Here is a 19,895-nt window from a genome sequence, read left to right as displayed (position 1 = left end):
TTATTCCTCACCAGATTGGGATAGGACGCCGCCGCCGAGTGCCTGGAACAGCGCAATGGTGTCGCTGAGCCGGGCTGACTGAGCCTGGATCAGTTGCAGCGATGCCTGTGCCGCGGCCGCGCTCGCGTTCAGCAGTCCAAGCGTCCCGACGCCGCCGAGTTCGAGCTGACGTCGCGAGAAACGGAGATTCTGCGTGGCTGCCTCATCGGCGCGGAGCGCTGCATCCACTGCGTCGCCGTCGGTCTTGAGACCGGCCATGGCGTCGCTGACGTCGGCGAAGGCCTGAATCGCCGTTGACCGATATTGCGCCTCGGCGCCGTCGAGAGCTGCCTCGGCTGCCCGTTGCTGATGGCGCAGGGCGCCGCCGTGGAACAGGGGCTGCGTGACGCCGCCGAGCAGTGACCAGAATGGATTTCCCGATGCAAATAGGTCCGAGATCCGCGTGGCCTGCCCGCCGAGCGTCGCCCCCAGGCTGAAGCTCGGCAATCGCGCCGCTATGGCGGTTCCGACATCGGCGGCGGCACCCCGCATCTGCGCTTCGGCGGCGCGCACGTCGGGCCGGTTGTCGATGATCGCCGAAGGCAGGGCGACTGGAAGTCTTTGCGGAAGCTTCAGATCCGCTAACGTTGGTAGCCGTGGCGGAGCGCCGCCTGGTGCGGTGCCGGTCAGCGTGGCAATCAAGCCAAGCTGGTGCTCGCGCTGCCGGAGCAGCGGCGGCAGGGCGCCTTCCGCCGTCGCCAGCAGCGTTTGTTGGGCAGCGACGTCGACTGCGCCGATATCGCCCAGCGCCTGACGCCTGCGCAGGAGGGCGAGCAGGTCGGCGTTGGACTCTATTCCGGCGCGCGCGGCATCGATCTGGGCGGCCAGCGATGCCTGGGTGATCACTGCGCCGACGAGATTGGCGACGACGGTGTTGCGCGCAGCGAGCAGGCGATACCGCGCGACCTCCGCTGCCGCTCGTGCCGAAGCGATCCTGCTGCGGCCCTGGCCGAACACGTCGAGAGGATAGCTGACCGTGAGCTGTGCTGTGTGCAATGTGTAGAGGTAAATATTGGGGTCCGGCAGCGGATTCGCGAGCGTTTTTGACGCCCTAAGCCGCTGCGTCTGATAGCTGGCATCGACCTGCGGCAGCGCGCTTCCCGCCGCCACCGCGCTTTGTTCGCGCGCCTGCCGCAGCGATGCCTCGGCGCTGGCGAGATCGTTGTTCGTGCGGAGCGCGCGGTCGACCAGCTCATCAAGCGCATCCGAGCCGAACGCGCGCCACCAGTCGGCCCTGACGCGCGCGCCAGGCTCTATTCGTTGGGCGGGACCGGACGCCGGCCCAATTGCGGATTCGGCGACTGGAGGCGGTAGGGAGATCGCCGTTTGGGGATGCCGGGGCCCCAGGTTGCAGGCAGCCAGCGTCAGTGGTGCGAGCAGGAAGAAGCGCTTCATGCTGGATCGCCTGGAGGAAGATGGGGGCCGTGGCCGACATACCGCCCATGCGCCCCCTGATCATGGCGTGCGATCCGGCGCGAGAAGCGGTCAATCAGCACCGGCAGCAAGAGGAGGATCAGCACCGGCGCCAGCGTCATGCCGCCCACCACGACCAGTGCGAGCGGTTTCTGCACTTGACTACCAATCCCGCTTGAAAGGGCGGCCGGCAGCAGGCCGATCGCGGCAGCGAGGCAGGTCATGATCACGGGACGCATGCTCTTGTGTACCGTGGCCGCGATTGCGGCCGCTCGCGAAGCGCCTTCCCCGATCGCCTGGTTGAACGTCGTGACCATCAGGATACCATCCATGACCGCTATGCCGAACAGGGCGACGAACCCGATCGCGGCCGAGATGCTGAAGGCAGTGCCGGTCAGCGCCAGGGCCAGGACGCCGCCGACGATCGCCATCGGGATGACCGAGAAGGCGAGCATGGTGTCGATGAGCGAGGTGAAATTGGCGTAGAGAAGGATGAGGATCAGCCCCAGGCTGATCGGTACGACGATCTCGAGCCGAGCGGCCGCGCTGGTCAGATTCGCAAGTTCGCCTGCCCATTCGAGATGGTAGCCGGATGGCAGTTTCACATTGCGGGCGATTCGGGAGCGCGCTTCGCCGACGGCGCTGCCCAGATCGCGGTCGCGCACGCTGAACTTGATCGGGACATAGCGCTCCTGATGTTCCCGGTAGATGAAGGAGGCCCCGGACGTGAGCCGCACGGATGCGACCTCGGATAAGGGGACCTGAATGAGGCCGCTGCCGTTTGGGGCCGGTGCGCCGATTGTGATACGCCGGATCGCCTCGAGGCTGTCGCGCTGCTCCGCCCTCAGCCTCACCACGATCGGGAAATGTCGATCTGTGCCGCGCTCATACAAGTCGCCCCGGCTTTGGCCGCCGACGGCGGCAGCTACCGTTGTATTGATGTCGTCAGGGGTCAGCCCGTAACGGGATGCGGCCAGTCGATCGACTTCGACCTGGACACTGGGCTGTCCGAGCGAATTCGACACGCCGAGGTCGGCGATGCCGCGCACCTTGGCCATCTGGTCCTGGATCTCTCCTGCCAGCTTCTCGAGGGTCTTCAGATCCGGGCCGAAGATTTTCACCGAGTTGGCGCCCTTCACGCCCGACGACGCTTCCTCGACATTGTCCTCGATATATTGCGAGAATTCGAAATCGACGCCGGGGTAGCGCGTGCGCAGGCGCTGCTGAAGGTCTGCGGTCAGCATATCCTTGCTCATACCGGAGGGCCATTGAGCGGCGGGCTTCAGCGGGGTGTAAAATTCAGCATTGAAGAATCCCGTCGCGTCAGTGCCATCGTCGGGGCGGCCATGAGTCGAGATCACGCGCTCGACCTCGGGATAGCTGGCGATGATGTTGCGGATGCCGTTGACGGTCGGCTGACCTGCCTCGAGCGAGATCGACGCCGGCAGCGTCGCGCGGATGTACAGATTGCCCTCCTCGAGATGGGGCAGGAACTCGACGCCGAGGGTGCGCACTGCGATCAGTGCCGCGCCGATGAGGAGGACTCCGCCGCCGACCGCCAGCACGCGATTGGCCAACGCAAAGGCAGCAGCCGGCTCATAGAGGCGACGCAGGCTCCTGACGATCCGGGTCTCGACCTCGCTTATCCGGTCCGGGAGCAGAAGGGCAGCCAGCACGGGAGAGACGGTGAAGGTCGCGATCAGGCCGCCCGCGATGGCATAGGCATAGGTCTTGGCCATGGGGCCGAAAATATGCCCCTCCACGCCGGTCAGCGTGAACAGCGGCAGGAAGCTGGCGATGATGATCGCGGCCGCAAAAAAGATCCCGCGGCTGACCTCACTGGATGCGTGGAGAATCGCCGAGAATCGGCTTGCCTGGGTCGCGTGGCCGCGACCGCCGGTAATATGGGCCGATCGTTCGACCATGTGGCGGTAGACATTCTCGACCATGATCACGCTGGCATCCACGACCAGCCCGAAATCAAGGGCCCCGACCGAAAGCAGGTTGGCGGACTCGCCCTGTAGGGTCAGGATAAGGACGGCAAAGGCGAGCGCGAATGGAATCGTGACCGCAACGATGATCGCGCTTCGCAGGTCGCCCAGGAACAGCCATTGCAGGAGGAAGATGAGCAGAACCCCCATGACGAGATTGTGCATCACCGTGTGCGTGGTGACCGCGATCAGATCCGACCGGTCATAGATGCGCTCGAGCCTGACGCCGGGGGGCAGGACGCCGGTCGAGTTGATCGTTTCGACCTCTTGCTTCACGGCGGTGATCGCCGGCATGGACTGAGCGCCGCGCTGCATCAGCACGATCCCCATGACGATGTCATCGTCGCGGCCTTCGCCCGCTATGCCGAGACGCGGCGCGTTGCCGACCCCAACCGTCGCCACATCCTTCAGCAGGACCGGCGTGCCGCCATTGGTCGCAATCAGGACGTTTTGAATCTGGTCGGTTGACTGAATGAGTCCGATGCCCCGTACGATGGCCGCCTGGGGCCCGAAATTGACCGTCTCGCCACCGACATTGCCGTCGCTCCTGCCGATCGCCGAGAGGACCTGACCGATCGTGACCCCGTGGGCGACGAGCCGGTCATTATCGACCGTCACTTCGTAGCTGCGCAGCTTTCCGCCCCACCCCGTCACGTCGACCACGCCGGGGATGCGTTTGAATCGCCGCTGCAGAACCCAGTCCTGCAGCGTCTTGAGATCCATCACAGAATAGCCGGCGGGTGCGACGATCCGGTAGCGATAGATCTCCCCGATCGGGCTTGTCGGCGATATCTGCGGTTGAGCATTGCCCGGCAGGGTGCCGAGCTGGCTGAGGCGTCCGAGCACCAGCTGCTGCGCCTGCTCGAAGCTCACGTCATAGCTGAACTGGATGCGCACATCCGACAGGCCGAACAGCGATATCGATCGCACTGTCGCTACATGGGGAATGCCGGCGATCTGCACTTCGATCGGCGTGGTGACGTTGCGCTCCATTTCCTCGGCCGAGATGCCGGGGCTCTGGGTGACCACTTCGACCATGGGCGGCACCGGATCGGGATAGGCTTCGATGTTGAGGTGCGCGAAAGCGATCGCGCCCGCGGCGATCAGGCCGGCGAGCAGGGCGAGGATCAGCATGCGCTGGCGAAGCGCCTGTTCGACGACCCTGTTCACGCGGCAAGGCCCGCCTCGTTGACGAAGATCGCGCCGGCCGTGACGATATGCTCGCCTGGCCTCAACCCGGCACCGATCTTGTCCCACCCGCCGACGCTGTCGGTAACGACAACATTGCGCGAGAAAAGCAGGCCGCTCTTGCCAAGGACCCACACTCGCGCTGAATCGCCTTCATGAATGACGGCCGCAGCCGGCACCAGAACCGCGGAGCTTCCGCGATGGCGCTGGATGGCGAAGCTCGCAAACATGTCGGGTTTGAGCGCCAGATCCGCATTGGTCACGGTCGCACGAACCGGAAGGCGGTGACTGGTCGGGTCGAGTGCCGCGCCGATATTGTCTATCACCGCATGGAAGACTCGGCCCGGGAAGGCAGGCGTGGTCACCTCGACCGGGTCACCGACGTGCACGCTTGCCGCGTCGCTCTCGGCGATCTGGGCAATCAGCCATACGCGGCTGAGATCAGCGATGGTAAGAAGCGGCTTGTCGCCGCCGGCGCTCACATACTGGCCGGGCGCGACGTTGCGGCCCGCGACAATGCCGGAGACCGGGGCGTGAAAGGTCGTCTCGGCATAGATGCCGGCAATTTCGCCGGCTGCCTCAAGCCTCTTCACTTCCGCCGGGGTTTTGCCGAGCAGTGCGAGCTTGTCGCGAGCAGCTCCGAGCGCGGCATCGGCACTTCTCACTGCAGATTGCGCCGCGACCAGATCAGTCTGCGCCTGGCGAAAGTCCTTCAGCGCGCCGCCCGCTGTCTGATAGATCGCGGCCTGACGCTTTTCATTCTCGCTGACGGTCTTCAGCTGGGCAATTGCAGAAGCCCGTTGCGCGGCGGCGGCGAAGAGCGTGTTCCTTGCCTCGACGAAATCGGAGGAGGCGATCTTGAGCAATGGCTGGCCGCGCTCAACATGCTGTCCAGCCTGAACCAGCACCTCGCCGACCTGTCCTGAATAGGGCAGCACGATCGGCGTGCTGTGGTCCTCGTCGACCGAGATCGTGCCTGTCGCGCTGATCTGTCCCGGGTCCGGCCCGTAGCGAACAGTCTCGATCCTGAGCTGGGCGAGTTCATCCGGCGTCGCGCGGAAGGCGCCGGGCGGAAGCACCTCCGGTGCCGCTGGGGTCGGTGTCGAGATCCAGTGGATCAAGGTGACCAGACCGAACGTCAGGAGAATGGCAAGAGCGGCCCAGCCCAGGACGCGAAATTGCTTGGACTTCGAAAGGCCGGGCATGGCCGGCAGCGCTTCAATATGATGGTCGAACATGTGCCCCTGGCCGTTCAGCCTCTTGCGGCTGGAAATCGCGCCGGGCACTAGTCGGGCGCGCTTACATCAACCTTACGGCGCAGGAGGTGGCGTGCGGCTGCTCATCGTCGAGGATGACAGGGAACTTGCGGCCGCGCTCGCCAGTGCCTTTGCGCGTCGTTCGGTTTCCAGTGATCGCGCCGAAACCGCGGGTGATGCCGAGCTGATGCTTGCGTCAGCGCATTATGCAGCGATCGTGCTTGATCTTGGCCTGCCGGACGGGGACGGGCTCGTCCTGCTGCAACATCTCCGCGCGCATGGGAATCCGGTGCCGATCATCATTCTTACAGCGCGCAGTGATCTCGGCGACCGGGTGTCCGGCCTTGACGCCGGGGCGGACGACTATCTCATCAAGCCATTCGAGTTCGACGAACTATTTGCCCGCCTTACCGCAGTGTTGCGCCGGAAGGGCGGATTCCAGGGAAATCTGCTTACATTCGGCAACCTTCAGTTCGATATCGCGACGCGGGAGCTGCTGGTCGACGGCGTGGTGCTCGCCTTGTCGGTGCGCGAAACCGAGCTTGTCGAACTCTTGCTCAGACGCGACGGCCGGGTCGTTCCGAAACGCCTCGCCGAGGATCAGCTTTTCGGGATGAACGACAATCTGGGTTCCAACGCAGTCGAGGTCTATGTGCATCGCCTTCGACAGAAGCTTGAACGGGCTGGCGCTGCGACGCGCATAGATACCATCCGCGGCGTGGGCTATCTGATGCGGCTCATCGCATGAAATTTTCGCGGCCTAGGTCCCTCATCGCGCGCATCCTTCTTGCCGAGGGTGTCACGATACTCGTTGTCGCCCTCGCCCTTCCTGTTCTCCTGATCGCCGTACTCCACCGGACTGCGGCGCGTTACGAACAGGGCATCCTGATCGATCAGGCCCAGGCAATCGCCGCTGCCTTGCACCGCGCGGGCCCGCACACCGTTCAGGTGCGGCTGACCGGCGCGCTTCAGCCGATCTACGCAACGGGATATGACGGGCGCGCCTTCATCATCGTGGACAATGCCGGCACTATCCTGGCCACGAGCCTGAACGGCAGGGCGATTCCGTGGCATGACGCCCAGCGTGGCACCATCCCGTCGCAATTTCGCTCAGGTCACTTCGTCGGCGTCAGTCTGCCCGTCTTCACTGCCTTTGGCACTCTCTGGATCATCGTTTCGCAGGATGAAAGCGGTCCAGGCGCAATCATTGACGACGTCTCCCGGTCCTTTCTCTGGGAATATCTTGGGATATTGCTTCCCATCCTTCTGCTACTGCCGATCATCAACAGTCTTGCGATCCGCCGCCTGGTGCTCGAGGTCCGCGCGGTCTCACGTAGCGCCGCTGACATCAGCACGACGCGCCTGCACATGCGACTGGACGAAAGTCGAATTCCGGACGAGATCTTGCCGCTTGTCCATGCGACAAATCGGTTACTGGACCGGCTGGAGGCGGGCTTTCGGCAGCAGGGCGAGTTCGTCTCCAACGTGGCGCATGAGCTGCGGACTCCATTGGCTGCATTGCGCGTACGGCTTGATTCAGTCGAAGATGCCGCGGTGCGTTTAGCGCTCGACAGACAGGTCGAACGACTGTCGCACGTGGTCTCCCAGGTTCGCGACCTTGCTTCGCTTGAAAGGTTCACGGCCGATCAGCGGGAGGCGGTGGACCTTGGAGCCCTTGCACGAGAAATCATTGCCGACATGGTCCCGACGATTCTGGGAGAGCAGCATGCGATTGAACTGAGGGGCGGCGACAGTCGTGTCACCGTTGCCGGCAGCCGTACGTTGATCGGCCTCGCGCTGACCAACCTCATCGACAATGCCGTACGCCACACGCCGGCAGGAACAACCATAACGGTGACTCTCCTCCCGCGCGGGTTCTCGGTGGAAGATGACGGCCCCGGTGTCACCACCCGCGACGAGCATCAGGTTCGCAAGCGTTTCTGGCGTGCGGACCGCGCGCGCTCCGACAGCGCCGGGCTCGGACTGTCGATCGTGCAGCGCATCGTCGACGTTCATGAAGGATTCTTCTCCATGTCCAGCCGGCCGGGTGGGGGCGCCATCTTCAGCCTTGGCTTTCCGCCCGCGTCGGGCGCGACGTAAAAAGGGGAGGGGAACGGAATCGTCGACAGGCGTGACGAACGTCCAGGCGGGTGTGGACGCAGCACCTATACGCCTTTCCTCCACCGCGCTCGATCGCTCCAGCCGTCGGACTCAAGAGACGGTCGCGCCGACGATTGCTAGCTCTGCCCGTGCTGCGCCGTCGCAATAGTGCACGTTGCGATCGCTCTGATTCGCGCCGGCTCGCGCTTGCCCGTCCGGATCTGCTCCAGTTAGATAAGTGTCATTTTCGAGCTCGCCCGGGCAAGCTGGCGGCCGCCTGAAGCTTGACTGTCCGAGCCCTGGATGGATGGACAATATCGGCGTTGAATTGAAGGAACCCGGTCGCGATGAAGCTGCTCAACCTGACCCTGGCGTGCCTCGGCGCTGTCTTGCTTGCTGCTGGTCCAGCGGAAGCGCGGACTGAACGCGCGACCGTCGCGTTGACGTTCGATGACCTTCCTGCGCTGACGATCGTGAAGGACCAGGCATATGTGAACGATCTGAATGCCATGCTCCTGCGTGGGCTGAAGAGACACAAGATACCGGCGACCGGGTTCGTAAATGAATCCAAGCTCGATGACCTCGACAGGCCGCAGCAGATCGGCGTGCTCGAGCAATGGCTCGATGCCTCGATGGATCTCGGCAATCACACTTTTTCCCATGAATCGCCCAACACGCTGGGCGCTGCTGATTATATTGCCGACATCGCTCGGGGCGAGCCGGTGACACGTGGCCTCCTCGCGCAGCGGCATCGCCGGCTCGGCTGGTTCCGGCATCCCTATCTCGAGACGGGAACGCCCGAAGCGGTGAAGCGGGAGATCGACGCGTGGCTGCGCGGCCATGGCTATCGCATCGCGCCCGTCACCATCGATGCCGATGACTGGGAGTTCGCTGAACCCTATGACGATGCTGTCGTTCGCCACGATGAGGAGGGGCGTAAGCGCATCCGCGGAGTGTATCTCGACTACACCGCGAAAACGATCCTCTGGTATCGTGCGGCGGCTCGCGCGCTGTTTGGCAGGGACATCGCCTATGTCATGCTGCTGCACGCGACGCGCCTCAACGCAGACTCAATCGATGATCTCGCCGCTATTCTGAAGCGCGCGAACATGCGGCCGATCACGCTCAGACAGGCAATGAAGGATCCCGCCTATCGCATCCGCGATCCCTATGCCGGCAAGGACGGAATCGAGTGGCTCGAGCGTTGGTCGATGGCACTGCACAAGGAGCTGCCATGGGACAGCTTCAGCGAGGTGCCAAAGGAGATCGAGATTGCATATGACAGGATCGATCCGGACCGCTGACACGGATATAGGGTGCGGCGCGGTGGGCACGCCTCCTCGCTCACCACAGCCTTTTTCCGCATTTTCCCCCACGCCCGAGCCGAACACCGGCGCGATCAATTGCCTGAAAGCGCGGTCTTCCTACTCGAAGGGCCGCCACGCAGGGCGGACGCGGCGGCCCTTCCCGCTTGCCGGGCCAGGCATGAGGCGCTGGCCCGCCCGCGTGGAATCCTCAGCGCGTTGCGGCAATCGTGCTGGCGGCCTGATTTCCCGTAGCAGCCGCGACGATCCGGTTGCCGGATACCGACAGCGCGCCGCCGCTCACCGCGCTGGAGAGGAGGCGATCGGCCGCCCCTGTTACCTGGGCGGACACGGCGCCGGAATTGACCTGGCTGCTCGCCAAGGCCACGCCCGGCATGCCGCCGAGCGATGTCGCGGTGATCACATTATTCGCGGCATTGCCGTAAGCGGCAGCAGAAACTGTGTTGCCGGTCACGCCGACGCTCGAACCGGAAACCGTGGCGCTGCCGGCATTCAGGGGGATGGCATAACTGGTCCAGGCAGCGCTCGACGAGATCGTCCCCGAATTGGCCTGGACATTGAGAAGCGTCGCGCCGGCTTGCGCGCTTGCCGCGTTTCCTGCGATCGCGCCCGCCGGCGTCGGTGCCGGCGCCCCGGTCCCGGAGAGCGTGAGCGCGTTATCGGCGACATTGCCGCGTGCGAGGCTGGTGGTCGCGTTGCCGTTCAGCGCAACTGAGGATCCGCCGATATCAGTCAGACCCGCCGCATCGGTCCCGACAAGCGCAGCATTGGTCGTTGCCTTGGCGCTGACATCGGCGCTGCTCCTCTGGTTGCTGACGAGGCCGACCGTCGGCACGTCGCCCGAGACTGCAGCGGGCGAGACGCTGTTCAGCGCCCGGTTGGCTGCCGCGTCGGCGCTCGTCGAATTGTTTCCAATCGACACATCGGATCGATCTACATCGCCGGCACCGCCCGTGAGCAACCGCGTGGCCGCTATGGCGTCCGAACGCCCGGTAGCGACCTGCCAGTTCATAAGCACGTGATTGCCGGTGGCGTTCACCGGCCCGAGCGCAGCGAGCACGGGGCCGGTGCCGCCGGACATATCGTCGGCCTTGATCGCGGCGACGCTCAGGCCGTTATCCGCCTGATTGATCGCGGCACTGGCCTGGTTGGCATTGCCGATGAGCGACAGCGACGCCTTGTCGCCAGTACCCTTGGCGGCGAGGTCCATGGCGGAGCTTGCGACAACAGACGCCGAGCCGAACTGCAGTGAGGACAGGGCAGAACCGGGCGCCGGCGACTGATCATCGCCGAGGTCAGTGGCGGTGATCGCGAGACGATTGACCGCGGTGCTGCCTAAGGCGATCGACTGCTGCATATTGTCATCGACCGCGAGCGACGATTGGGCGCCACTCTGCGCCGCCGCGGCGAACCGTCCGGCAACCTGGCTGACCAGCGGCGTTGCGATCCCGCTCTCGGGCACGCCGAACTGCTGCTGGTTCGCCAGGGCGAACGTCGCCGCCGCACCGATGCCGTCAGCGAGAAGACCGGCTTCAGCCTTGTCATGTCCGCTGCCGTCAGCGATCGTGACGCCCGTCGCGGTCAGGGTGTTGGCGGCACTGTTGCCGGTCGCCGCCCCGTCGAGACTGTTCCCGCTGACCGTGAGGCTCGAGCCGGTCACCGGGCCCGATAGCGCGATCACCGCACCGCCCGGATCAGCGATCGAGCCGAGCGAGGCGATCAGGCTGCCGCTGCCGACCTGGAAATTGTTCAGATCGGCACTGGTGCGCATATCAGTGGCGGCGATCGTCACGGCGTTGGTGGCGTCATTGCGCGTCGCGGAGACGCGCGCGGCGTTGGAGTTTGCGGTCAGGACCGATCCGCTGACCGCGCCGCCGATGATCAGCTCGGTCCGGCCGCCACGTTGTCCGGCGGATATCGCGACATCACCTGAATCCTGGACATTCTGGACGCTCAGGGCGGCCGTCGTGGTCGCGGTTCCGTCGGCACCGACAAGCGCCGTGCCGACCGTATGGGAAGGTGTGTCGCCCGCCGTATCGATGCTGTCAGCCTTGACGTTCAACAGATTGCCACCGGCGCGGTTGCCGGCTGCGAGGGTCTGGATAGCGTTTTGCGAGGCCGACACGGTGGAGGCGTCGACATTGCCGGCAATAGCGGTGACCGCCCCGCCATAGGTGGACGCGATGACCCGACCATCATCGCCGAGCCGCTGGACCCCGGTCACGTTCGCGACGGCGCCGGTGCTGCCGTCACCGCTGCCTGTAGCCCGCGCGATCGACACGGCTGCGATATAGACACCGTTCGCCGACTGGTTGCCATAGCCGCCGGCCGCGAGCGTATTGCCGTCGTTCGCGAGCGAAGAACCGGTCAGCTCGCCGGCGATCGCGGCGGCAAAGGCTGGCCCGGTCCCGGACTCGCCGGCGCGGGCCTTGACGGCCGCGCCGAGAACCTGGCTGCTCAGCACGCCGTAGCCGGCATCGACCGTCGCGGCATCCGCGGCCAGGCCCGGCACCATCGAGGCAGGGCCGCCGTCAGCGCCGGGGGCAACGCCGACCGCCTGTACGCTCAGCGCATTGGCTGCCGCATTGCCATAGCCGATCGCGCGTTCGAGATTGCCGGAGAGCGACAGCGTGCTTCCCGAGACCGCACCCGCGCCAAGCGCTGTCTGGCCATAGCTGTGCGCGCCGACGGGCGAGGCGTCGTCGGTCTCGTCGACAGCGCCGTTGCCCGACTGAAGGCTGACGATCCCGGCGCCGCCCGCATTCCTGCCGGTGAGGGCGAGGCCGGCACTACTGTCATTGCCGAGCGCAATCGTCTCCTGGCTGTTGTGCTCGACCGCGAGAGCGCCGTCCGAAACGGCGCCGGCATCAAGCGTCACGCGCGACCCGTCGAGAAGGGCGCCGTTGACGGTTCCCTGATTGCGCTGGCTCGCCGCGATCACGCTGTCGGCGCCCGCGGCGACGCCCGCACTGCCGGCTTCGAGATGCGTTGGCTGGATGCTCGCTGCTGAATTTCCAACATCCGGTGCAAGGTTCAGCGTCACCTTGTTGCCGCGGGTCGTCGCGCTCACCGCATTGTCCGAGAGGGTCGCGGTCGAGCCCGCAACCGTCCCCGCCGTGGCGATGGTCACTAGCGCGTCGCTGCCATCGGCAATGTTGGTCGCGCCCCGCTCGGTCTGGTCGCTGACGAGTGCCTGCGACGCCGTGCTCTGAACGCCGGTGACCTGCGCCTGGGCCCCGGGGCTCGCCAGAATCGCGGCAAGCACCATGGTTGCGCTGCCAAGGAAGAGGTGCCGTGCCGCGGGGCGATGCTTTGAAAGGATGATGGTCATGATAAACTCCTGCTGTTGACCGGGGGAAGAAAAAAGCGGGCCGGAGGCGACCCGGAGCGAGCGCTCAGCCGCCGATACGAAGCCGGGCGATGGCCTGAAGGCCCGGGCCCTCATGGTGGATCGCGCTGTCGGACGGATCGGGGCGCCACACCGGCGTGATTGCGGCTGGCGCGATGCCGCGCGCGGTGAGCGCGCCAGTCAGGGCCGCGATGCGCTGGTCAGCGAGCACATCGCGCTTGCCGGGATCCGGTGCCTCGCTGTCGCGCGCGACGATGACGACCTCGACCGGCCCCGTCGCATGTGCGGAGACGATGCGATCGACGAGCGCCAGCGCGGCGCCGGACAGTTCGGCGGATCCGATCTCGAACGGCAGTTGGACCGTGCTATCGCCGGATCGACCGCCATCCGCGCGCGTCGCATTGATGGCGGCATCGGCGGCTTTCGGGCCGCCGGCGACGGGCAGCGCCATCCGCTGCGGGAGGGTCATGCGCGCGGGCTCCACGGACCAGCTCTGCTGTGCAAGACAGCGGGCTGGATCGATGCGGGTCACGGCTGAAACGAGGCGAAGGGTCGCCTCCTCGAGCGCGGTGCGGATGCCGAGCTGGAGCGGCTCCTGGCCCTTGGCGCCGGCATTGATGTCGAACAGGTCCGAGCCGAAGAAGCGGAACAGGTTGAACCCGACTTCATAGCCGGTGAACTGCTTGGTCAGGCTGACCGTCTTTACCACCAGCAGCGAGCGGGTATCGACGATCCTGAGGTCGATCGCGACGCCTTGCGTGAAGATCCGCGCCTTGGGGCCGAGCTGGCTGACCTCGGTGTCGATCCCGCCCGAGCGAATGTCATAGTTGAGCTCGGTGATGCCGCCGACGATGTAATAGTCCGAGGCCGCGATGCTGCCGCCATAATAAGGCAGCCAGGGGACGTGGCCGGTGCCGGAGGGGCCCGCAACCTCGTGGACGTCGCCGTCGCCGAGCTGGCGCCTGTCGGTATAGCCGAGCTCGCGCTCGGCGATCGTCGGGTCGAACCGCTCGGCGACACCGACCGCGCCGCCCAGCTTGCCGAGCGCCGACGTGACCATCAGCGCGCCGCCCTGGGTGATGGCATTGCCCTCATTGACTGAATATTTGCCGGTATAGTCGCGCACGTCGCCGACCCCGATCAGGACCGGCCGCTTGTGCGTCGCGGCGATATCGCTCGCGAGGCACGACAGCGCCGGATCCATGGGCGTACGGTTGTCGCGCACCGCCGGTCCGATCAGGGTCGGCTCCTCTCCGGCGCCGAGCCTTGCCTGGTGCAGGTGGACGCAGCCGGACAGGCCGACCGCCAGCAGCGACACATAGGTCGCGTGCAGTCCGGCGCCGGCGAGGCGCCGGATGCGGCTGGTCGATGTGCCCATCAGTTGAGCACTCCGAAAGCGCAGGCACTGCTGCCCAGCACGCTGGCCGACTGATTGCCGCTATTCGACTGGCTCGAATTGAGCGCCTGCCAGGCGACACCGCGAACCGCGGTCATGGTCGATCCGTTTACGCCCGCACTGACCGCGCCGCTGTTGCGCTGCACCGTGTCGGCTGCGGTGGCCGCCCGCCCGCTGTCGATGGTCGTCGCGCTGTCATTGCCGCTCGCGGTGGCAGTTGCGCCGGTCACGGCTGGCGAGTTGGCCACCGCAGACTGGCCATTGCTGTTGCCGGTCGCGCTGGCGGTAATCGAGCAGACATACTGGCGCGCGATATTGGTGGTGTAGATGGGGGCGGCATAATAGCCGCCGCGCTTCTTCGCGATCAGGTCGAGCAAAGCAGCCTGATTGACCCGGTCGGTCGATGTCCTGAACTGCCAGGCAAGGCTCTCGCCATAATTGTTGGCCTGAGCTGGGATCGGCGCGAGGGTGCCGGGCACGGCAAAGGCCAGCAGGACGATAAGCCATGGCCGCCCGCCGCGCCCGTGATGCTCTCCTGGAATCGGCGTGATGGCCTTGACGAACAGACTGCGTGGCTGACGCTCGGCCTGGCCGGGCTCGGCATTGGATTGCGGCATCGACTGTCTCTACTGTGGTTTCCGGGAGCCTCGGTCCCGAAGGCCACAATGCCGCGGCGCCCACGCCGGTGTGAGGTGCCGTAGGCCGCCAGATACCGCCACATCCCGCCAGCGTGGAGAATGGGTAGTCGGGCGCACAATAATCTCCCCCCACCCCGCGGGGGGTATTGCCCAGGGCTCCGATCCACAGCCGCAGCGCAGTTCGAGGCGGCGATCGGAAGCCGGCGCCGGCAGCAAGAGGCAGGCTATGACCGCACGCGCTCGACGGCGCGGCGCGATCGTGTCGAAAGACATGCCGTAGTGCCTCGCGGCGTGCCTGCCTCAGCTGGCCGGAGGGTCGAAAAGGCTTCTCCTCCTATTCGACCCTCCGCCGTGATGCAGCGCCATGCCAAACCCATTGCATCCGGCGGCCAGCCGCCTCAAAGGGTCAGGGCGATACCGTGAGCGACGCCATCGAGCGGGCACAGCATGCGAAGCGCGGCAGCCCCTTCCTGAATACCGCCCAGGCGGCACATTTTCTCGGCATTTCGGTGCGGTCGATGGAGCGCATGCGGGCGCGGGGTACCGGGCCGCCGCCGCGCCGACATGCGCGGATGGTGCAATATCATATCGACGACCTTCAGGCCTGGTCGCGCAGCTGTACCGACTGAGGTCGGCTTGATCGCCAACCGCTGCCGCCTCCGGACGCTAGCATTGAATCCCCGACTGGCTGCTCGCTTGCATCCTGTTGCGCAGACTCTAGGATATCCGATGCGTCGGCAAAATCCGACGCCGAGGCTTGAGAACCTTGCTTGAAAGGGTACCAGTCCGCCCCAGCGCGGCCGGGTGGCCGACGCGTATGTCCAGGCCGTTCGCGGCTAAAGGCGTCGGCGCATGTTCAAGCATGATCTCAACACCCGGCTCATGCCGGTCAGCCTCGCTGCTGGTGGGATTGAGCTATGCGCAGGGAATCGGACAGGCATGATCGTCTTGCGGTCGGGCGCGGGGCGCGGCGATGAAGCCCTTTATCGATGTCAGCGGAAACGCAATCCTGGCGCGGTTGACCGACGGGGATCCCTTGCCCCCGGACGACCGCAGGACGGTGCCCCAGAAGCGCACCTTCGACATGCTGTATCGCCTCCAGGCGCCGCGTCTGTTGAGGATGCTGACCCGCCGGGTCGATCGCGAGGAGGCCAGCGACCTGGTCCAGGACAGCTTCGTGCGCCTCGTTCGCTTCTTTCCGGAAAGCGCCGACGGCCCGGACGAGCCCGAAGCCTATCTCACCACGATCGCCACCAATCTGCTGCGCAACCGCGCGCGCTCAGCCTATCACCGCACCATGGTCGCGCAGGATCCGGACCTGGCCGATTGCCGTTCGACGGACATGACGGCGAACCTGGAAGCACGGGACATGCTAAATCGCCTCCAGGCCGCTATGCTCAAGCTCAGTCCAAAGACTCGAGAGATATTCATGGCGCACAGGCTTGAGGGCGCGACCTATGCGGAGATCGGCAAGCGCATGGGCCTCGGCGTAAAGGGCGTCGAATGGCACATGAGCAAGGCGATTGCCGCGCTGCACCGCGCAGCGGGACATCGATGATCGACTCCGGCAGCGACGCGAGGCTCGACGCGGAAGCGCAAGCCTGGCTCGTTCGCCTGCGCGCGGGCAATCCTGGCGACCAGACCGCCTTCGAAGACTGGTTCATCGCTGATCCCGCCCATGCAGATGCCTATGAACGCGTCCTTGCGACATGGGACGCGGCGGGTAGGCTGGGGCAGGGCCATCCCGCACAGCGCCGCGGCCGATCGTCCCGCTCGATCTTCATGGTCGTCGCTCTTGCCGTGCTGGTGATCGCCGGCATGGCGGCGCTGAGTTACGCCGGGCTTGGCCAGACCCCGGCCGAGGCGATTACCCTTTCCAGCCGGGTCGGCGAGATTCGCACGGCCCGGCTCGGGGACGGCACCGCGGTGACGCTCGACACCGACACGGTGATCGAGGCGACCATGTCGGCGCGCGAACGGCGGGTTCGCCTCGTGCGCGGCAGAGCAAGGTTCGCGGTCGCCCCCGGCACTGGGCGACCCCTTGTCATCGTCGCGGCGCCGGGATCGGTCAGCGCAGCCGATGCCCGGCTCGACATTGCCCTGATCGATATGTCGATGACCGTGGCGGTGCTGGGCGGGTACGCTGATATCCATCCCGAGCACGGCGCCGCCTTGCGGCTCGATCGTGGCCAGAACGTCGCCATCGGCGCTGATCCGGCGCTTGCGCCGCAGCCGGTTTCCGCGGCCGCCACGCATTGGCCCTCGGGCATGCTGACCTTTGAAAACGCACCTCTTGCGCAGGTCGTGCGGGAGGCGAACCGCTACAATGTCACCCAGATCTCGCTTGTCGGGGGCACCGTCCAGGCGCTGCGGTTCAGTGGCACCTTCAGGCCGACTGATCCGTCGAGCCTCGCTCGGATGCTCGCCGCTGCCTTTCATCTGCGCCTGACCCGCGACGCGGCGGGCACCTATCTGCTCTCCCTTCCGCCTCAGGCATCCCCGACCCCCGCGAAATAAATTCCCAGGGTCCGCGCGCCGTCGCGGGTCAACGCCTGTGGACGATGCCGCTTCCTGAGCATCGCCGCGGGGATGGATGAATGCGCAACCTTCGAAAGGCTCTACTCACAGCGACCGCGTCGCTCACTACCCTCATGGTCGTCGCTGCGGCGACGCCGGCCCGGGCACAGGACGGACAGCCCCAGGCCTACCATCTGCCGGCCCAGCCGCTGGCCGAGGCGCTGCGGGCGATCGCTGCCCAAACCGGGCGCGCGATCATTGCGCCCGCCGCCCTGCTCAAGGGGAAGACGGCGCCGGCGATCCAGGGCAGCTATTCGGCCGACGCCGCCGTGCAACTGGCGCTGGCCGGTTCAGGCCTGCGCGCGCGGACGGTGGGCGATGGCCTGGTGGTTGAAGCGGTGCAGGACACGCCAGCGCCTGCCGACGGCGACGCCGCGCCGGGAAAGGACATCATCGTCACCGGATCGCGCATCCGCGGCACGCCGGTCGCCTCACCGGTCATCACCGAGACGGCTGAAGCGATGCGCGATTCCGGCCAGACCGGTCTTGGCGACGTGGTGCGCGCGCTGCCGCAGAGCTTCGGCGGCGGACAGAATCCGGGCCTCGGCAGCAATGTGCCGTCGGCGAGCGGTGCCGATGTCAGCGGCGCCTCGTCGATCAACCTGCGCGGACTGGGCAGCGATGCGACACTGACCCTGCTGAACGGGCATCGCCTCGCCTATAACGCATCGCGCCAGAGCGTCGATGTCTCGGCGATTCCGATCGGTATCGTCGATCGCGTCGAAATCGTGCCCGACGGCGCATCCGCGCTCTACGGGTCCGACGCGGTCGCCGGCGTCGCCAACATCATCTTCAAGCGGGACTATGAGGGGCTGGAAACCGGCGCCCGGCTGGGCTGGGCGACCGACGGCGGTGATTTCCAGCAGCACTATGATGTCGTCGGCGGCCATCGCTGGGATGGTGGCGGGATCATCGCGACCTATGAGTATGGCGATGCGCGCGGCGTCCTGTCCGACCAGCGGGATTATGCGCGCCATCATGCCGGCGGCCTCACGCTGTTTCCGCCGATGCGCCACCACAGCGCAGCGCTGAGCGGCCATGAGGCGCTCACCGACAACCTGACCTTCTCGGTCGACGCCCTGTTCAACAGCCGCGAGAGCACGACCTATTCGCCGGCGAATATTGCCGGCGACCCGATGGTCAGCCGCTCGATCTATACGGCCTTCGATCATAGCTGGGGCGTTGCACCGTCTCTCGCGCTGAAGCTGGGCGCGGCGTGGCGGGTCACCCTCGACGGCAGCTATGGGAAGGAACATGTCGACGCCACGCGCGTCCAGTGCCAGCTTGGCCTGTGCGGCGTCGGCAGCGGCGGCTATTATCGCAATACGGAGCGCTCAGCCGAGCTCAATGCCGACGGGCCCCTGTTCGCCATGCCCGGCGGGGACGTCAGGATCGCGCTTGGTGCGGGCTATCGCGAGATCGGCTTTCGCCGCGATGCAGGCGCCGGCAGCCCCGTCAACACGCTGCACGCGCAGGACAGCTATTTCGCCTTTGGCGAGCTCAGCCTGCCGCTGGTCGATGCCGCGCAGGGCTGGTCGTTCCTCAACAGTCTCGAGCTGAGCGCGGCGCTCCGCTACGAGCGCTATCCCGGTATCGGCGAGGTCGTGACCCCGAAGCTCGGGGTGATCGCCGCGCCGACGCCTGACTTCAGCATCAAGGCAAGCTGGGGACGGTCGTTCCGGGCACCGACGCTTTACCAGCAATATCAGCCAGAGATCGTCTATCTGTACCCGGCCGCCCCACTTGGGGGAACGGGCCTTCCCGCAACGGCGGCAACCCTTCTCGTGCTCGGCGGCAATCCCGCCCTCAAGCCCGAGCGCGCGCAAACCTGGTCCGCGACCCTCGATCTGCATCCGGGATTTGCGGGCGGTGCGCGATTGCAGATCAGCTATTTCAATGTCCAGTACCGCGATCGCATCGTCACGCCGATCACCTTCCTCTCCCAGGCGCTGAGCAATCCGATCTATCAGGACCTGATTGCGCGCAACCCGAGCGCAGCGTCGCAGCAGGCCGTGATTGCCAGTGCGTTCAGCTTCGCGAGCCTGACCGGCGGGAGCTATGATCCGACACAGGTCGTCGCGATCGTCAACAACAGCAACCTCAATGCAGGGCGGCAGGATGCGCGAGGGGTCGACCTGCTCGCCGATTATGTCGCGCCCCTGGCGGGCGGAAAGCTGCGCCTCGCCCTGAATGCGAGTTATCTCGACAGCAGCCAGCAGCTGAGCAGCGGCCAACCCGTCACGCCGCTTGCCGGCATCATCTTCAACCCGCCCCACTGGCGTGGGCACGCGACCGCGTCCTGGGCGTACGGGCCGCTCACCGTGACCGGCGATCTCAGCCGGATCGGCGGCGTCGACGACAGCCGGAGGAGTCCCGTCGTCCATATCCCAGGCATGACGACCTTCGACCTGACCGCCGGCTATCGTTTCGCGGGCGTGCGGACCGCGCTCAGCGGGGTCAGCCTGATCCTGTCGGCCCAGAACCTGTTCGACGCAGCCCCGAGCCTGATTGCGACCACCGCCGGATACGACACGCCCTATGATTCCACCAATTACTCGCCGCTCGGCCGGGTCCTGACGATCGGAGTGTCGAAGAAATGGTGAGCTGCGCCCATCGCCTCGGC

General features: G+C 65.9%; 13 protein-coding genes. 7 read left to right on the top strand and 6 right to left on the bottom strand.

The genetic code is table 11. The features are described from left to right. From ABD050_RS09265 to ABD050_RS09255, 3 genes are read right to left on the bottom strand one after another with little or no spacing between them, the layout of a single operon-like run. Positions 1 to 1,434, bottom strand: coding sequence for an efflux transporter outer membrane subunit (locus tag ABD050_RS09265; RefSeq protein ID WP_343889002.1), 1,434 nt, complete (start codon positions 1,432 to 1,434; stop codon positions 1 to 3). Further along, a complete protein-coding gene (locus ABD050_RS09260; protein ID WP_343889001.1) occupies positions 1,431 to 4,613 on the bottom strand; it encodes an efflux RND transporter permease subunit in 3,183 nt (1,060 codons plus the stop codon). Before ABD050_RS09260 ends, ABD050_RS09265 begins: the two co-directional genes overlap by 4 nt. Continuing rightward, positions 4,610 to 5,869, bottom strand: a complete 1,260-nt coding sequence (locus ABD050_RS09255; RefSeq protein ID WP_343889000.1) for an efflux RND transporter periplasmic adaptor subunit — start codon at positions 5,867 to 5,869, stop codon at positions 4,610 to 4,612. Before ABD050_RS09255 ends, ABD050_RS09260 begins: the two co-directional genes overlap by 4 nt. A gap of 91 nt (positions 5,870 to 5,960) precedes the next feature. Here ABD050_RS09255 and ABD050_RS09250 point away from each other — a divergent pair, with 91 nt between their 5' ends. The 3 genes from ABD050_RS09250 to ABD050_RS09240 all read left to right on the top strand — a co-directional run bounded on the left by ABD050_RS09250 (position 5,961) and on the right by ABD050_RS09240 (position 9,291). Then, on the top strand, positions 5,961 to 6,635 hold the full coding sequence (locus tag ABD050_RS09250) for a response regulator (protein ID WP_343888999.1): 675 nt from the start codon (positions 5,961 to 5,963) through the stop codon (positions 6,633 to 6,635). Then, complete coding sequence (locus tag ABD050_RS09245) at positions 6,632 to 7,987, top strand: sensor histidine kinase (protein ID WP_343888998.1); 1,356 nt, start codon at positions 6,632 to 6,634, stop codon at positions 7,985 to 7,987. Before ABD050_RS09250 ends, ABD050_RS09245 begins: the two co-directional genes overlap by 4 nt. Positions 7,988 to 8,334: 347 nt before the next feature. Next, complete coding sequence (locus ABD050_RS09240; protein ID WP_343888997.1) at positions 8,335 to 9,291, top strand: polysaccharide deacetylase family protein; 957 nt, start codon at positions 8,335 to 8,337, stop codon at positions 9,289 to 9,291. 211 nt (positions 9,292 to 9,502) lie between these two features. On the opposite strand, the gene ABD050_RS09235 is transcribed toward ABD050_RS09240, so the two are convergent. The 3 genes from ABD050_RS09235 to ABD050_RS09225 form a co-directional block, all read right to left on the bottom strand. Further along, positions 9,503 to 12,643 carry a beta strand repeat-containing protein gene (locus ABD050_RS09235; protein WP_343888996.1) on the bottom strand — a complete coding sequence of 1,047 codons (3,141 nt, stop codon included), beginning with the start codon at positions 12,641 to 12,643 and terminating at the stop codon, positions 9,503 to 9,505. Between the two features lie 64 nt (positions 12,644 to 12,707). Then, the gene (locus tag ABD050_RS09230; RefSeq protein WP_343888995.1) at positions 12,708 to 14,039 is read right to left on the bottom strand and encodes a CsgG/HfaB family protein; all 1,332 of its coding nucleotides are present in this window, start codon (positions 14,037 to 14,039) and stop codon (positions 12,708 to 12,710) included. After that, positions 14,039 to 14,674 carry a hypothetical protein gene (locus ABD050_RS09225; RefSeq protein ID WP_343888994.1) on the bottom strand — a complete coding sequence of 212 codons (636 nt, stop codon included), beginning with the start codon at positions 14,672 to 14,674 and terminating at the stop codon, positions 14,039 to 14,041. Before ABD050_RS09225 ends, ABD050_RS09230 begins: the two co-directional genes overlap by 1 nt. A gap of 440 nt (positions 14,675 to 15,114) precedes the next feature. Between ABD050_RS09225 and ABD050_RS09220 the strand changes: the two genes are divergently transcribed. The 4 genes from ABD050_RS09220 (at position 15,115) to ABD050_RS09205 (ending at position 19,875) form a co-directional block, all read left to right on the top strand. Further along, a complete protein-coding gene (locus ABD050_RS09220; protein WP_343888993.1) occupies positions 15,115 to 15,324 on the top strand; it encodes a helix-turn-helix transcriptional regulator in 210 nt (69 codons plus the stop codon). A gap of 344 nt (positions 15,325 to 15,668) precedes the next feature. Continuing rightward, positions 15,669 to 16,253 carry an RNA polymerase sigma factor gene (locus ABD050_RS09215; RefSeq protein WP_343888992.1) on the top strand — a complete coding sequence of 195 codons (585 nt, stop codon included), beginning with the start codon at positions 15,669 to 15,671 and terminating at the stop codon, positions 16,251 to 16,253. After that, a complete protein-coding gene (locus ABD050_RS09210) occupies positions 16,250 to 17,212 on the top strand; it encodes a FecR family protein (protein ID WP_343888991.1) in 963 nt (320 codons plus the stop codon). Before ABD050_RS09215 ends, ABD050_RS09210 begins: the two co-directional genes overlap by 4 nt. A gap of 80 nt (positions 17,213 to 17,292) precedes the next feature. Then, complete coding sequence (locus ABD050_RS09205; protein WP_343888990.1) at positions 17,293 to 19,875, top strand: TonB-dependent receptor domain-containing protein; 2,583 nt, start codon at positions 17,293 to 17,295, stop codon at positions 19,873 to 19,875. The last annotated feature ends 20 nt before the right edge of the window (positions 19,876 to 19,895 follow it).

Origin of the sequence: Sphingomonas oligophenolica (genome assembly GCF_039522915.1) — a bacterium.
GTDB classification, from domain to species: Bacteria; Pseudomonadota; Alphaproteobacteria; order Sphingomonadales; family Sphingomonadaceae; genus Sphingomonas; species Sphingomonas oligophenolica.
Note: the sequence above shows the minus strand (reverse complement) of the source record. Positions and strands in the feature narration are given on the sequence as shown.

Excerpts from the sequence above, each read along its gene's own strand:
- ABD050_RS09265 (WP_343889002.1), bottom strand. The coding sequence starts at position 1,434 with ATGAAGCGCTTCTTCCTGCTCGCACCACTGACGCTGGCTGCCTGCAAC.
- ABD050_RS09255 (WP_343889000.1), bottom strand. The coding sequence starts at position 5,869 with ATGTTCGACCATCATATTGAAGCGCTGCCGGCCATGCCCGGCCTTTCG.
- ABD050_RS09245 (WP_343888998.1), top strand. The coding sequence starts at position 6,632 with ATGAAATTTTCGCGGCCTAGGTCCCTCATCGCGCGCATCCTTCTTGCC.
- ABD050_RS09240 (WP_343888997.1), top strand. The coding sequence starts at position 8,335 with ATGAAGCTGCTCAACCTGACCCTGGCGTGCCTCGGCGCTGTCTTGCTT.
- ABD050_RS09235 (WP_343888996.1), bottom strand. The coding sequence starts at position 12,643 with ATGACCATCATCCTTTCAAAGCATCGCCCCGCGGCACGGCACCTCTTC.
- ABD050_RS09230 (WP_343888995.1), bottom strand. The coding sequence starts at position 14,039 with ATGGGCACATCGACCAGCCGCATCCGGCGCCTCGCCGGCGCCGGACTG.
- ABD050_RS09225 (WP_343888994.1), bottom strand. The coding sequence starts at position 14,674 with ATGCCGCAATCCAATGCCGAGCCCGGCCAGGCCGAGCGTCAGCCACGC.
- ABD050_RS09215 (WP_343888992.1), top strand. The coding sequence starts at position 15,669 with ATGAAGCCCTTTATCGATGTCAGCGGAAACGCAATCCTGGCGCGGTTG.
- ABD050_RS09210 (WP_343888991.1), top strand. The coding sequence starts at position 16,250 with ATGATCGACTCCGGCAGCGACGCGAGGCTCGACGCGGAAGCGCAAGCC.
- ABD050_RS09205 (WP_343888990.1), top strand. The coding sequence starts at position 17,293 with ATGCGCAACCTTCGAAAGGCTCTACTCACAGCGACCGCGTCGCTCACT.